Annotated in this window: 10 protein-coding genes; 6 read left to right on the top strand and 4 right to left on the bottom strand. The window is 71.2% G+C overall.

Annotation, left to right across the window (positions count from 1 at the left end; genetic code table 11):
- The first annotated feature begins 7 nt into the window (after positions 1 to 7).
- From F0415_RS02385 to F0415_RS02395, 3 genes are read left to right on the top strand one after another with little or no spacing between them, the layout of a single operon-like run.
- The gene (locus F0415_RS02385) at positions 8 to 1045 is read left to right on the top strand and encodes a quinone-dependent dihydroorotate dehydrogenase (protein ID WP_149859608.1); all 1038 of its coding nucleotides are present in this window, start codon (positions 8 to 10) and stop codon (positions 1043 to 1045) included.
- A complete protein-coding gene (murB, locus tag F0415_RS02390) occupies positions 1042 to 2082 on the top strand; it encodes a UDP-N-acetylmuramate dehydrogenase (protein ID WP_149859609.1) in 1041 nt (346 codons plus the stop codon). The genes F0415_RS02385 and murB overlap by 4 nt, the downstream gene beginning before the upstream one ends.
- On the top strand, positions 2079 to 2990 hold the full coding sequence (locus tag F0415_RS02395) for a DMT family transporter (protein ID WP_342780488.1): 912 nt from the start codon (positions 2079 to 2081) through the stop codon (positions 2988 to 2990). The genes murB and F0415_RS02395 overlap by 4 nt, the downstream gene beginning before the upstream one ends.
- Here the strand turns inward: F0415_RS02395 and F0415_RS02400 are convergent.
- The gene (locus tag F0415_RS02400; RefSeq protein WP_188310262.1) at positions 2962 to 5724 is read right to left on the bottom strand and encodes a serine/threonine-protein kinase; all 2763 of its coding nucleotides are present in this window, start codon (positions 5722 to 5724) and stop codon (positions 2962 to 2964) included. The two genes, F0415_RS02395 and F0415_RS02400, sit on opposite strands and share 29 nt — an antisense overlap.
- An 87-nt stretch (positions 5725 to 5811) precedes the next feature.
- Between F0415_RS02400 and F0415_RS02405 the strand changes: the two genes are divergently transcribed.
- Positions 5812 to 6708 (top strand): GGDEF domain-containing protein, encoded by an 897-nt coding sequence (locus tag F0415_RS02405; protein WP_188310263.1) that lies wholly within the window; start codon positions 5812 to 5814, stop codon positions 6706 to 6708.
- 43 nt (positions 6709 to 6751) lie between these two features.
- On the opposite strand, the gene ispG is transcribed toward F0415_RS02405, so the two are convergent.
- Both ispG and F0415_RS02415 read right to left on the bottom strand, forming a co-directional pair.
- Positions 6752 to 7987 carry a flavodoxin-dependent (E)-4-hydroxy-3-methylbut-2-enyl-diphosphate synthase gene (ispG, locus tag F0415_RS02410; RefSeq protein WP_149859612.1) on the bottom strand — a complete coding sequence of 412 codons (1236 nt, stop codon included), beginning with the start codon at positions 7985 to 7987 and terminating at the stop codon, positions 6752 to 6754.
- Complete coding sequence (locus F0415_RS02415; RefSeq protein WP_149859613.1) at positions 7984 to 9651, bottom strand: hypothetical protein; 1668 nt, start codon at positions 9649 to 9651, stop codon at positions 7984 to 7986. Before F0415_RS02415 ends, ispG begins: the two co-directional genes overlap by 4 nt.
- Positions 9652 to 9750: 99 nt before the next feature.
- Between F0415_RS02415 and xseA the strand changes: the two genes are divergently transcribed.
- Entirely contained in the window at positions 9751 to 11097 is a 1347-nt protein-coding gene (gene xseA, locus F0415_RS02420) for an exodeoxyribonuclease VII large subunit (protein WP_149859614.1), read from the top strand.
- Between the two features lie 370 nt (positions 11098 to 11467).
- Here xseA and F0415_RS02430 read toward each other — a convergent pair whose 3' ends face one another.
- Positions 11468 to 12940, bottom strand: coding sequence for a diguanylate cyclase domain-containing protein (locus F0415_RS02430; RefSeq protein ID WP_149859616.1), 1473 nt, complete (start codon positions 12938 to 12940; stop codon positions 11468 to 11470).
- Positions 12941 to 13009: 69 nt separating this feature from the next.
- Here F0415_RS02430 and F0415_RS02435 point away from each other — a divergent pair, with 69 nt between their 5' ends.
- Positions 13010 to 13558 carry an RNA polymerase sigma factor gene (locus tag F0415_RS02435; RefSeq protein ID WP_149859617.1) on the top strand — a complete coding sequence of 183 codons (549 nt, stop codon included), beginning with the start codon at positions 13010 to 13012 and terminating at the stop codon, positions 13556 to 13558.
- Positions 13559 to 13578: the final 20 nt, after the last annotated feature.

The following is a 13578-nucleotide window of genomic DNA, read 5'->3' on the forward strand; positions in this document are numbered from 1 at the left end:
CGCCCGCATGTACGGACTGGCCCGTCCCTTCCTCTTCCACATGGATGCCGAGCGGGCCCACGACCTGGGCCTGAGGGGGCTGGAAACCGCCTGGCGGCTCGGTCTGAATCCGCTGCTGTCCGGCCGGCCCAAACCCCTGCCCACCCGGGTGCTGGGCCTGGAGTTCCCCAATCCGGTCGGTTGCGCCGCCGGCCTGGACAAGGACGGCGCCCACGTGGATGCCCTGCTGGGCCTGGGTTTCGGCTTCGTCGAGGTCGGCACCACCACGCCACGGCCACAGGCCGGCAATCCGCGGCCACGCATGTTCCGTTTGCCCGAGCACCAGGCGGTGATCAATCGCCTGGGCTTCAACAACCGGGGCGTGGACACCCTGGTGCGCAACGTCGAACGGGCCCGGCGCCGGCACGGCCTGCTGGGTATCAACATCGGCAAGAACCGTGACACGCCCAACGAGCGTGCGCACGAGGACTACCTGTTCTGTCTTGAGCGGGTCTATCCCCTGGCCGACTACGTTACGGTCAACATCAGCTCGCCCAACACCGCCGGCTTGCGCGAACTTCAGGAAGAGAACGCACTGCGCCGGCTGGTCGGCACCCTGCGCGAGGCGCAGGAGACCCTGGCCGGCAAACACGGCAAGCGGGTGCCGATGCTGGTGAAGATCGCCCCGGACCTCAGCGACGAGGACGTGGACGCCTGTGGCCGGGTGCTCACGGACCTGCAGGTGGACGGGGTGATCGCCACCAACACCACCACCGACCGGTTGCCGGTGGAGGGCCACCCGCTGGCCGGCGAGGCCGGCGGCCTGTCCGGCGCGCCGCTGTACGGCAAGTCCACCGCCGTGCTGCGCCGGCTGCGCTCGCGTCTGGATCCGGCCGTTCCGATGATCGGCGTCGGCGGCATCCTGCGCGGCGCCGACGCCGCCGGCAAGATCACCGCCGGCGCACGACTGGTGCAGTTCTACACCGGCCTGGTCTACCGCGGGCCGGACCTGATCGGCGAATGCGTGGACGCCATCCGCCGCCTGCGCGAGGGCGCGCCGGCATGAGCGGCTACCAGCTGGCCGAGAACGTCTCCCTGGCCGGCCGCAACACCTTCCGCGTCCCGGCCAGGACCGCGATGATGGCCGACGTGCAGCGCGCCGACGCGCTCGGCGAGCTGTTCGAGTTCGCCATGCTGCGCGAAGGGCCGGTAATGGTGCTTGGCGAAGGCAGCAACCTGCTGTTCGCCGACGACTACCCCGGCGTGGCGATTTGCCTGGCCATGGCCGGCAGCCGCATCGTCCGCGACGACGGCGACAGCGCCGTGGTCCGGGCCGAGGCCGGCATGAACTGGAACGACCTGGTGGCCTGGACGCTCGGTCGCGGCCTTTGCGGGCTGGAGAACCTGGCGCTGATTCCGGGCACGGTCGGTGCGGCGCCGATACAGAACATCGGCGCCTACGGTGTCGAGGTCGGCGAGTTCGTCGAGGCCGTCGAGGCCTTTTCGCGGGACACGGGCCAAGTCAAACGCATCGCCGCCGCCGACTGTGGCTTCGGCTATCGCGACAGCCTGTTCAAGCGCGAGGCCGACCGCTGGGTGGTGACGGCGCTTGAGCTGCGTCTGCCGCGCCGGCGCGAACTGCGCCTGGACTACGCCGGCGTCAAGGAAGAGCTGGCAGCCATGGGCGTGACGGAACCGCGGGCCGTGCACGTGGCCGAGGCGATCAGCCGCCTGCGCACCCGCAAGCTGCCCAACCCTGCCCTGCTCGGCAATGCCGGCAGCTTCTTCAAGAATCCGGTACTGCCGGACGCCGAGGCCGAAGCGCTGGCGGCCGAACATCCGGGTCTGCCGCATTTCCGCGGCGGCGACGGCCGGCGCAAGCTTTCCGCCGCCTGGATGATCGAGGCCTGCGGCTGGAAGGGCTACCGTGAGGGCGACGCCGGCGTGTCCGCCCAGCACGCCCTGGTGCTGGTCAATCACGGCAAGGCCACAGGCCGGCAGCTGCTGGACCTGGCCAGGCGCATCGCCGACTCGGTGCGCGAACGCTTCGGCGTGCAACTGGAGCCGGAGCCGCGCATCGTCGGCGCGGACTTCCGGCCTTGAACGCGGCAGGCCAGTTGCGCCGGGCCGTGCTGTTGATGGCGGCCAGCACGGTCGCCTTCGGCCTGATGGCGGTGTGCATACGCCTGGCCTCCTCGCAGCTGCACCCGTTCGAAATCGCCTTCTTCCGCAACTTCTTCGGCCTGGTGTTCGTGCTGCCGCTGCTATTCCGGCACGGACCGGGCATCCTGCGCACCAGCAAGCTGCCGCTGTACTTCATGCGCTGCCTGATCGGCATCGCCTCGATGCTGGCCGGCTTCTGGGCGATTGTGCACCTGCCGCTGGCGCAGGCAGTGGCGCTGTCCTATTCGACGCCGCTGTTCGTCACCATCGGCGCCGTGCTGGTGCTGGGCGAGGTGGTTCGTGCCCGGCGCTGGTCGGCGGTGGCCTTCGGCTTCCTGGGCATGCTGCTGATCGTGCGGCCCGGCACCGACGCCTTCACCGCCGCCAGCCTGGTGGCGGTGGGCGCGGCAGTGGCCAGTGCCAGCGTCGCGATCAGCATCAAGTTCCTCTCGCGCACCGAGCATCCGGACGCGATCGTGCTGTACACCACGTTGTTGTGGGTGCCGATGTCGCTGCTGCCCGCCCTGGCGGTCTGGGAAACGCCGGTCGGCATCACCTGGCTGTGGATTGCCCTGGCCGGAGCCCTGGGCAGTACCGGGCACATGTTCTGGACCCGCGCCCTGAAACTGGGCGACGCCTCGCTGCTGACACCGATCAGTTTTCTCCAGATCGTGGTGGTGGCGCTGGCCGGCTGGGCCCTGTTCGGCGAGGTGCTGGACCGCTGGACGCTGCTGGGCGCGGCGGTGATCTTCGGCTCCAACGTCTACATCGCCCGTCGCGAGGCCAAACTGGCCCGGCAGGCCGTCACCGATCCGGAGATCAATCCCGAGACACCGACGCCGCGTTGAGCAGGGCCTGTTCTTCGGCCAGCAGCTCGCGGGCGCCGCGCTGTTCGGGTCTCAATTCCGCATCCGGGATGTCGTACAGCCACTGGACGTCGGCGGCGTGAATCCGCCGCGCCTCTTCGCTCCGGCCCAACCTGCGCAGCGCTTCGGCATGCGCCCAGCCCAGCAGCACGTCCGGTTCGTCGCCCTCCTCCCGGCGTGCCGCCGCCTCGGCGCGCTGCGCCGCCAGCAGGCTTTCCGCCAGATCCGCACGTCCCGCGCGCAGGAAGGTGAGCGCCTGGATGCGCTCGGCGGCGCCGGTCTGCGGGTGCCTGGCGCCCAGCACCTCGCGCGCCAGCGGCAGGGCCCGGTCCAACTGGGCCTGCACCTCGGCCGGCGGCCGGCCAGCCCGATGCAGGGTGGTGGCGTGGTTGACCTCGACGAATACCGTGTCGGGATGCCTGGGGCCGAGCAGGCGCCGGCGTGCCTCCAGCACCTGGAGCTCCAGCGGCAGGGCGTCGCCGGCACGACCGCGCCGGGCGATCAGGGCGGCCAGGTTGAGCTGGGCGCGAAGCGTGCCGGCGGCTTCAGGGCCATAGAGCCGGGCCCGCGCCTCCAGCACTGCCCGCATCAGCGCTTCCGCCTCGTCCATGGCGCGCATCTCCAACAACATGTTCGCCAGGTTGCCGCGCTCGGACAGTGTGGCCGGATGTTCGGCGCCCAGTTTGCGCAGGCTGATTTCCACCCGTTCGCGCTGCAGTGCCACTGCCGCCTCGGTATCGCCATCCAGGACCCGCATGACCGCCAGCCGCCCCATGGCCATGAGCGTGTCGTCATGCTCGGGCCCAAGGGCGTCGCGCAGGCGCGGGTAGATGTCCTCGAAGGTGGCGCGCGCCTGGCCGACGTCGCCCATGCGCCCCATGGCCAGGCCCAGGTCGGCTCGCAGGTTCAGCAGCAGCGGATCGTCTGGCGGACGCCGGCCGCTTTCCTCGGCAACCAGCGATTCAAGCAGTTCGCGGGCTCGTGCCCGCTCGCCCAGGGCAAACAGCGCAAGGGCACGGGTGCGCTCCGCGTCCAGGCGCAACCCGTTCGCGTCCTGCCCGGACGGCGCGGCCGCCAGCAACTCGAGGTTGCGTTCGGCCATCGCCAGCGCCTCCTGGTTGCGGCCGGCCGCCACCAGCGCGTCCGCCCACAGCTTCCTGGCGCGCAGGGTCCTGATCGCTCCGGGCCCTTCACTGGATTCCCGCCAGGCGGCGACGCCAGCCAGCACGTCCACCGCCTTGTGCGGCAAGCCCAGAGCCAACTGCACCTCGGCCACCGCCTGCCGCAGGTCGGCCGCCAGCGCCGGCTGGTCGGCGAAATCCCGCTCGATCGCCGCCAGGGCATTGGCCAGGATCTGCCGATCTATCTGGTGCCGGGCCAGGTCGGCCGGACTGGCCGATGACAGTATCTGGTCGAGCAGGGGCAGCTTGTCCGGCGCAGTGTTACGGAGTTGCTCGCGCAAACCGACAGAGAGACCGGTGCCCATGGCCTCGATGTCCACGCCCTCGAGCATGGATTGCTGGAACGCGGCGACCTTTTCCAGCTCGGCGCTGCGCCGCTCGGCCAACTGCCGCTGCGCCGTGGCCTGGCGCAGGCCGTACAGGGACAGGGCCAGGCCGGCCAGTACCGCCAACGCGACTGCCGCCGCCGCCACGCCCAGCCTGTGCCGGGCCAGGTACTTGCTCCACACGTAACGGCGCGTCGGCGGCACCGCCGACAGCGGCCGGCCGTCCAGGAACCGGCGCAGTTCCTCGGCCAGGGCCGAGGCCGAGGGATAGCGCTCATTGCGGTCGCGCCGCATGGCCTTGAGTACCACCCAGTCCAGCTCGTTGCGCAGCAACCTGCGCAGCTGCCGGCGGCGCAGATGCAGTTGCCGGGCCCGGGCCTCGGCATTGCCCGGGGCCAGGGTATCTATCTGCTGCGAAGGCGGTGCCGGCGTGGTCGCCGCCGTACGCACGGCTTCGCCGGTGACGGCACCCGCCGACGGACGCCGGCCGGCGATCAGCTCGTACAGCAGCACGCCCAGGGAATAAACGTCGCTGCGGGTGTCTACTTCGACCCCGTCCTCCAGACCGGCCTGTTCGGGGCTCATGTAGTCCGGCGTGCCGGCACGCTCGAGCCGCGTGTCGCCGGCGGCGCCGCGGCCGGCGGCAGTGGCGATGCCGAAATCGATGATTTTCGGCAAGGGCCGTCCGTCCACCTCGCCGACCAGGATGTTGCCTGGCTTCAGATCGCGGTGGACCACGCCTTTCTGGTGCGCGTGCTGCACGCCTTCGCAAACCCTGATGAACAGCTCCAGGCGCTGGCGAAGAGGCAGTTCCCGCTGCTCGCAGTAACTGGTCAGCGGGCTGCCCTCGATCAACTCCATCGCGAAATAGGGATGGCCTTCGGGCGTGGTGCCGGCGTCGTAGACCTGGGCAATGGCCGGATGGCGCATCTGCGCCAGCATCTGCCGCTCGATTTCGAAGTGGGCCAGGTGCCGGGCGTCCAGCTGCTTCAGGTGCAGGCGCTTGAGCGCCACGGTGCGCCGCACCGGCTCCAGTTGCTCGGCCCGGTAGACCTCGCCCATGCCGCCCCGGCCCAGCAGCGCCTCGATCCGGTAGCGGCCGATGCGGGTACCGGGCGGCAGCGTGCCCTCGGGCATTTCCGCGGACTGGCCGGCGCGGGTGCGCAGGCCCTCGGTCGGCGCCAGGTCGTCGGATTCGTGACCGCTCATCCCCCTCCCCTCCCGTTGCCGATGGTACCCGAAGCTCCCGTCGCCGGCTTCGGCTACACTCGACCCGCGCCCACGGCCCCCGCCCGCATGAGCAACCAGGACGCCGACCCCACCACCACTCAGCTGACCCTGCTCAGTTCCGGACCCCGACGCGGGGCGCCACGCTCTGCCTGCGTGGTGGTCATCCATGGCGACGGCTTGGGCAAGCGCGCCGACATCCACGATCATCCGGTCGTGATCGGCCGCTCGCAGGAGGCCGACCTGCACATTCCCCACAAGTCGGTATCGCGTCGCCACTGCGAGATACGACGCGTGGGCGATGAGTACAGGCTGCGCGACCTGGGCGCCACCAATCCGACCCGGTTGAACGACCAGGTCGTGGTCGAGGCGGTACTGGGCGACGGCGACCACATCACGGTCGGCGAGACCATCCTCAAGTTCATCAGCCACTCCAGCGTGGAGGCGCTGTACCACGAAGAGGTCTACCAGCTGGCCACGCACGATCCGTTGACCGAGCTGTGCAACCGCCGTCACTTTGCCGAACTGGCCGACAAGGAAATCGCCCGCGCCTTGCGCCACGGTCGGCCGCTGGTGCTGTGCATCGTGGACGTGGACCTGTTCAAGCCGGTAAACGACCGTTTCGGCCACATCGCTGGCGACGGCGTGCTGAGGCAGATCGCCGCGATCCTGCGCGGCCTGGTCCGCGGCGAGGACATCGCCGCCCGCATCGGTGGCGAGGAATTCGCCGTGCTGCTGCCGGAAACCGGCCTGGAGGCGGCCCGCCGCTTCGCCGAGCGGCTGCGCAAGGCCGTGGAGGCGGAAACCTTCCTGCTCGGCAACGAGCCGCACCGGCTCACCGTCAGCGTCGGCATCGCCCGGCTCTCGCCCGAGCGCGGCGATCGCAGCCGCCTGATGCAGGCAGCCGACGCCGCCCTGTACCGGGCCAAGGACGAAGGCCGCAACCGGGTCCGGGTCGAACCCTAGCCGGCCGTTTTCCGGCAGCCAGGCAACCGCGCCCGGTCCCTGCTCAGGCCGCGCTCCTGCCCCAGCGCCTGGCCACGTAATCGTCTATCACCGCCATGAACTCCTCGGCGATGCCTTCACCGCGCAGGGTCATGGCTTTCTGTCCGTCGATGAACACCGGGGCCGCCGGCGCCTCGCCGGTGCCGGGCAGGGAGATGCCGATGTCGGCATGGCGCGATTCGCCCGGACCGTTCACCACGCAGCCCATGACCGCCAGCGACAGGTTCTCGACGCCCGGGTACTTGAGCTTCCACACCGGCATCTGTGCCCGCACGTGTTCCTGCACCTTCTTGGCCAGGACCTGGAAGAACTCGCTGGTGGTGCGTCCGCACCCGGGACAGGCGGTGACCAGCGGCGTGAACGCGCGCAAGCCCATGGTCTGCAGCAGTTCCTGGGCGACGACGACCTCGAGCGTGCGCGGCGCGCCCGGCTCCGGCGTCAGCGAAATGCGGATGGTGTCGCCTATGCCCTCCTGCAGCAGCACCGCCAGCGCGGCGCTGGAGGCGACGATGCCCTTGCTGCCCATGCCGGCTTCGGTCAGGCCCAGGTGCAGGGGCCAGTCGCAACGCGCGGCCAGGTCGCGGTAGACGGCGATCAGCTCCTGCACGCCGCTGACCTTGGCCGACAGCACGATGCGGTCGCGGGGCAGGCCGATCTCCACGGCCCGCCCGGCCGATTCGATCGCCGAGACGACCAGGGCTTCGCGCAGCACCCGGGCGGCGTCCCAGGGTTCGGCGCGGGCGGCGTTCTCGTCCATCAGCCGGGCTGCCAGCGCCTGGTCCAGCGAACCCCAGTTCACGCCGATGCGCACCGGCTTGCCGTATTCGATGGCCTTTTCGACGATCGCAGCGAACTGGCTGTCCTTCTTCTTGCCGAAGCCGACATTGCCGGGGTTGATGCGGTACTTGGCCAGGGCTTCGGCGCAGGCCGGCTCGGCCGCCAGCAGGCGGTCGCCGTTGTAGTGGAAGTCGCCGACCAGCGGCACCGGCACGTTCATCATGTCCAGGCGCTCGCGGATGCGCGGCACGGCCGCCGCCGATTCAGGGTTGTTCACCGTGATCCGGACGATCTCCGAGCCGGCCCGCCACAGCTCGGCCACCTGGCGGCTCGTGGCCTCCACGTCGGCAGTGTCGGTATTGGTCATGGACTGCACGACGATCGGCGCGCCGCCGCCGACCTGGACCTTGCCCACCGCCACCGCCAGGCTTCGGCGGCGGGGCCTCGCACCGACATCGCTCATGCGGTCGCGCCCTCCGCCTCCGCCGCTGCGGCGGCCGGCTGCTCCAGCCGTTCGCCCAGCAACACGTAATCGCCGGCGTTCAGCAGCACCTCCACATCGGCCAGCAGGTCCGGCCCGCGCGGACCGGCCTCCGGCACCAGGCTGTTGGCGTCATGGATGACCTCGATGCGGCTGCCGGCATCCACCGAGACGTTGGAAACGAAACGCCGGCCAGGGGAGCCGTCGAGCGGGAAGATTTCCACGGCCCGGTTCACCTGCCGGCTGCCGCCGTCGGCGCTGACCACCCGCAGCGCCACCGGCGTGGCGCGTCGGGCCAGCAGCTCGACCCCGGCCGACAGGCTGCCGTCGGTCTCGTAACGCAACCAGCGCATCACGCCCACCATCCATTCGCTATCGTCGTCGCCCTCGCCGAAGTTCAGCCCGACCAGCTCGCCGACCTTGGCCCGGGCCTGCTCGGCGCTGTCCCAGGCCATGCGGTAGCCGCCCAGGCTCTGGTCCAGCACTCGGGCCGGGAAACGCGGCACCCGGGTCATGGCCGCCGCGCCGTGGGTCCAGGCGGCGCCGGTGATGACGTGCACGGCACCGGCCGCCGACTGCCGCATGAAGGTATCGAAGTCGCGCTGCCCGGCCAGGAAGTAGTGCAGGCCGCTCAGGCCCAGCACCGTGTCCAGATGATGGCCGGCCGGCAGGCGCCTGAGGCCGCGCGCGGACATCTGGCCGAAGGCGCGGCGCAGGCGCAGCAGCAGGTCGTTGCCGACCCGTTCGCCCGGCCCCGGGCCGGCGCCGAGCTCGGACTGGCCGTCCCGCACGCGCTCCAGGGCGCGCTCGACATCGTCGGCGAAGGCCCGCAGGTCCAGCCAGTACGAATGCGGCTCGTCCCCGGCACCGCCCGGCCCGCGATCGGCATCGTCGGGAACGACCGGTGCCAGATCGCCCGGCGGCGAGGTGCTCAGCCCGCAACGGCGGGCATAGCCGCGGGCGATGGGCCACAGGCTGTCCTGCTCGGCCTGGGCAAAGGCGTAAGGGTTGAGCGCGGCCATCAGCAAGGTCTGAACGTAAAGGCCGAGCAGGTCGGGCGGCCCGCCGCCCGCCTTGTCCTCGACCGTCTTGGTTTCGAGCTTGAGTGCGCTGGCGAAACGGTGCAGACGGTGCAGGCCCTGCCACGCTCCCGGCGTCGCCGGACGATACACGCGCCAGGCCAGGGCAAGGGCGCGGCTGTAATGCCAGGCCGCCCGATGCAGTGCCGTCTGTACGCTGCCGCCCTTGAGGAAAGGAATGTTGCCGGAAGGCGCACACAGTTCCGCCACCGCCAGCCGATAGCCATGGCCCAAGCCCAGGTGGAAGCCTTCCGCCAGCGCCGCGGCGCGCGCCTTGTCCGGCGGCAGCGGCAACGGGCTGGCGGCGAACTGCCGCTCCAGCAGGCTCACCGCCTCGAGCACCGCCCCGCGCAGTTCCTCCAGCGCGCCGAAACGGGCGCCGCCGTCCAGCCGCTGACCGGCCAACGCTTCCAGTGCCTGCGCCAGCGCCTGTTCGGTCGCCTGGGGATTGGCGCGCGGCAGGGCCGCCACCCAGGCCCTGACCTTGCGCGGCTCGGCGGCGAATCGCGGCGCGCCCCCCACCGGCGGCGGCAGATCCTGGCTCAGGCGCTGGTAGCTCTCGCTCATCACGGCTCCTTCTGGCCGGCACAGTGTAGACCGGGTCGCCCCAAGGCCCCAGCCCCACCCGGCATGGGGGTATGCTGTCCGGCCCCGAAGGCGCGCCCGATGTCCAGCCCCGTTCGCGATCGCCAGGTCCTGCGACCGTCCCAGCTCAACGCGCTTGCCCGCGATCTTCTCGAGGGCAGCTTTCCCCAGGTCTGGGTGGAGGGCGAGGTCAGCAACTTCTCCCGCCCCGCCTCCGGCCACTGCTATTTCACCCTGAAGGACGAACGTGCCCAGGTACGTTGCGCCCTTTTCCGCGTCAACGCCTCGCGCCTGCGCTTCCTGCCGCGCGACGGCATGCAAGTGCTTGCCCGCGGCCGGCTGACCCTGTACGAGGCCCGTGGAGACTGCCAGCTGGTGCTGGACCACCTGGAAGAAGCCGGCGAAGGCGCCCTGCGCCGCGCGTTCGAGCAGCTGAAGGCCAGACTCGCCGCGGAAGGCCTGTTCGACGGCGCGCGCAAGCGGCCCCTGCCGACGATGCCGCATCGCCTTGGCGTGCTGACCTCGCCGCATGGCGCCGCCGTGCACGACGTCCTGACCGTGTTGGGCCGGCGCTTCCCGCTGCTGGAAGTGGAGGTGCTGCCGGTGCCCGTCCAGGGCGAAGGGGCGGCCGCGCAGATCCTTGCCATGCTGGCAAAGGCCGGCCACAGCGGGCGCTACGACATCCTGCTGCTGACCCGCGGCGGCGGTTCGCTGGAAGACCTGTGGGCCTTCAACGACGAAGCCCTCGTCCGCGCCATCGCCGCCTGTCCGGTGCCGGTGGTCAGCGCGGTGGGCCACGAAGTGGACGTCAGCCTGGCCGACTTCGCCGCCGACTTGCGGGCGCCCACGCCATCGGCGGCAGCAGAGATGCTGGCGCCCGACGCCGGCGATCTGGCCACCCGCCTGCGCCGCGCCGGCGACCGTCTGCACGAGCGACTGGCGCAGCGTCTGGCCACCGCCGCCCAGCGCAGCGACCAGGCCTGGTTGCGCCTGCGCGCAACCAGGCCGCAGCTGCGGCTGGAACGCGGCCGGCATCGGCTGGAGGATCTCCGCCATCGGCTGGCCGCGGCCGGCCGCCAGGCGCTGCAACCTCGCCGGGATCGGCTTGCCCACCTGCTGCGCCGGCTAGACCAGGGCCACCCACAACGTCGGCTGGAGCTGTTGCGGCAACGCCTGCTGCGTGCCGCCGGCCGCCTGGACGCCCTGCCCGCGCGCCTGTTGCCGCCGCGACGCCTGCGCCTGGAGGGACTGGGGCGCGCCCTCGCCGGCGTCAGCCCGCTGGCCACCCTCCAACGCGGTTACGCGATCCTGCAGCGACCCGACGGCCGCGTGCTCACCGACAGCGCCGACGCGCAGCTCGACGACCGCCTCACCGCCCGCCTCGCCCGCGGCTCGTTGCAGCTTCGCGTCGAAAGGAAGGATCGCTGACCCGGACCACGCGATGCCCCAAGGGGAACGCGTCGTGACGGCAGGGCACAGGCGGGATGGCCTGCGGAGAAGCCGGGGCGGTTCAGCCCGCTGCTTGACCACCCGCTGGCCCGGGCCATTGTAGGCGTAGCGCCAGCTGCCCGCCGCCAGACTGAAGCTCCCCCCGCCCGGCTGCGGCAGCGTCTGCCCCGTCGGCCGCCGCAGCTCCACCACCCGCCCCTGGCCGTCGTAGCGGCGCGTCACCACGACACCGCCGCGCGTCTCTTCGACCAGGTTGCCGGCGGCATCGTGCACCCGCGTCCGCCGGCGCGCCGCGGCCGGCGCCGACACGCCAACCAGTGGGCGCGCCAAGGGGCACCCCTGCCGGCATTCAGCGCGGGTCCGTCTGACCCGTGTCCTGCGCACGGCGGCCCAGCGGCAGCGGCGTGGCGAATTCGACGCCCTGCGAGCCGCCCGACTTGGCCCGGTACATGGCCTCGTCGGCCTTGCGCAGCAGGGTCTCGACGTCGTCGCCGTCCTCCGGGAAACGGGCAATACCGATGCTGGCGCCGACCACCACCCATTCCTCGTCCACCGCCACGGGCCGCCCCACCGCGGCCTGCAGGCGGCGCGCCATCGCCCGCAACCAGTCGTCGTCGGTCCCCGGCTCCAGCGGCACGAGCACCACGAATTCGTCGCCACCCATCCGCGCCACCAGGTCGCCCGGCCGCACCGAATCGCCCAGGCGCTGGGCGATCTCCGTCAGCAGCCGATCGCCGGCCGCATGACCGTGGGTGTCGTTGACCGGCTTGAAACCGTCCAGGTCGAACGAGAACAGCGCGAAACGCTCGCCACCACGGCGGCCGCGGACGATCAGTCGCGACAGGCGCCGCAAGGCATGCCGCCGGTTCGGCAGGTCGGTGAGCGCGTCGCGCTCGGCGAGGCGGCGGATGCGTTGCCGGTCACGCAGGATGCGGGTGATGGCCAGGGCGGCCAACAGGGAAACCAGCAGACGGAAACCGAGCCTGGCGTTCAGCCAGGCGCCGCGTGGCAACCATCCCTCGCGCGGCACCGCCGTGATCAGCCAGCTGCCGCCGGGCAGGAAGACCGGCATCCGTACCGCATCCACCGAGGCGTCATGCCGGCGGCCGCGGAACAACTCGCCGCCCGGACCGGCGGCGTCGCGGCCGACGATGGCGATGTCCAGTTCCTTCTCCAGCCGGCGCAGACCCGCCCGTTCCAGCATGGCGTCGTAGTCCAGCACCATGCTGACCGCACCCCACAGCCTTGGAACGCCCTCCCGGTCCAGCCATAGCGGAATGCGCACCGCCAGGGCCCGGCCGCCCTGCACCAGTTCGAAGGGGCCGGCCAGCACGGCATCGTCCTGGCTGATGGCCCTGCGCATGGCGGCGCTCTGCACCGGGTCCTGCAGCAAGTCCAGCCCCAGCGCCGCCTCGTTACCTTCCAACGGATGGATACGACGGATCACGAAGCCGGGCGCAAGGCTCAGGTTGAGGATCTGCGGCTGCTGGCGCAGCAGTTCGGCGGCGATGGCGTCGAAGTCGTGATCGGAGATGCCCTCGGCCAGCATCAGTTGTACTGCCAGCCCGCGCACCAGCGCGGTCGAGGCATAGACGTCGGTCTCCAGCCGGGCCCGGAAGTCCGACAGCTCCCGTTGCACCAGGGACTTGCGCTCGGACAGCTCGCGCCGCCGGTCCAGGCTGGCCGATTCCAGGCTGAGGTAGATGCCCGATACCAGCACCAGCAGGCCCACCAGCACGGGCCGCCCTTGCCGCCACCCTCCCCTGCCCGACGTCGAGGCCGGGTCCGCGGCGGCCTGCACGAACGGGTCGGAACCGGACATGCCGCCAATCTACACCAGCGGCGGACAGGCGGCCTTCCCGGCCGGCGCGCTTGGCCTTAGGCTGCCCGGATGCACCCGGAGCCGACCGACGAAGCGCTGATGCTGGCCTACGGCGCCGGCGACGTCGGCGCCTTCCAGACCCTGTACGCCCGGCATCGCAATGCCCTGTTCCGGTATCTGCTGCGGCAGTTGCGCGATCCCTCCCTGGCCGAGGAGCTCTTCCAGGATGTCTGGCAGCGGGTGATTGCCGCCAGGGAGCGCTGGCGGCCCGAAGCCAGGTTCGCCACCTGGCTGTACCAGGTGGCGCACAACCGCCTGGCCGACCACTGGCGGGCCCGCCAGCACCGCCCGGACGCGCCGGAAGAGGCCCGGGCCATGGTCGAAGCGATACCCGACCCGGATGGCCCGGACCGGCAGCTGTCGGCCTTCGAGGAACGGCGCCGCCTGCAACGCGCCCTCGAGGAACTGCCGGATGAGCAGCGGGAAGTGGTCCTGCTCCGCCTGGAACAGGAGCTGAGCCTGGAGGAGATCGGTGAAATCACCGGGGTCGGCCGGGAAACGGTCAAGTCCCGCCTGCGTTACGCCATGGACAAGCTGCGGGCGAGACTGCGGTCATGAGCATCGCCTGCCCGCAACCC

The sequence above is a fragment of the Arenimonas fontis genome (assembly GCF_008386465.1).
Taxonomy (GTDB): domain Bacteria; phylum Pseudomonadota; class Gammaproteobacteria; order Xanthomonadales; family Xanthomonadaceae; genus Arenimonas; species Arenimonas fontis.

What these genes read in the sequence shown, in the direction of transcription:
- F0415_RS02405 (WP_188310263.1), top strand. Translation starts at nt 5,812, where the DNA reads ATGAGCAACCAGGACGCCGACCCCACCACCACTCAGCTGACCCTGCTC.
- ispG (WP_149859612.1), bottom strand. Translation starts at nt 7,987, where the DNA reads ATGAGCGATGTCGGTGCGAGGCCCCGCCGCCGAAGCCTGGCGGTGGCG.
- F0415_RS02430 (WP_149859616.1), bottom strand. Translation starts at nt 12,940, where the DNA reads ATGTCCGGTTCCGACCCGTTCGTGCAGGCCGCCGCGGACCCGGCCTCG.
- F0415_RS02400 (WP_188310262.1), bottom strand. Translation starts at nt 5,724, where the DNA reads ATGAGCGGTCACGAATCCGACGACCTGGCGCCGACCGAGGGCCTGCGC.
- murB (WP_149859609.1), top strand. Translation starts at nt 1,042, where the DNA reads ATGAGCGGCTACCAGCTGGCCGAGAACGTCTCCCTGGCCGGCCGCAAC.
- F0415_RS02415 (WP_149859613.1), bottom strand. Translation starts at nt 9,651, where the DNA reads ATGAGCGAGAGCTACCAGCGCCTGAGCCAGGATCTGCCGCCGCCGGTG.
- F0415_RS02385 (WP_149859608.1), top strand. Translation starts at nt 8, where the DNA reads ATGTACGGACTGGCCCGTCCCTTCCTCTTCCACATGGATGCCGAGCGG.
- xseA (WP_149859614.1), top strand. Translation starts at nt 9,751, where the DNA reads ATGTCCAGCCCCGTTCGCGATCGCCAGGTCCTGCGACCGTCCCAGCTC.
- F0415_RS02435 (WP_149859617.1), top strand. Translation starts at nt 13,010, where the DNA reads ATGCACCCGGAGCCGACCGACGAAGCGCTGATGCTGGCCTACGGCGCC.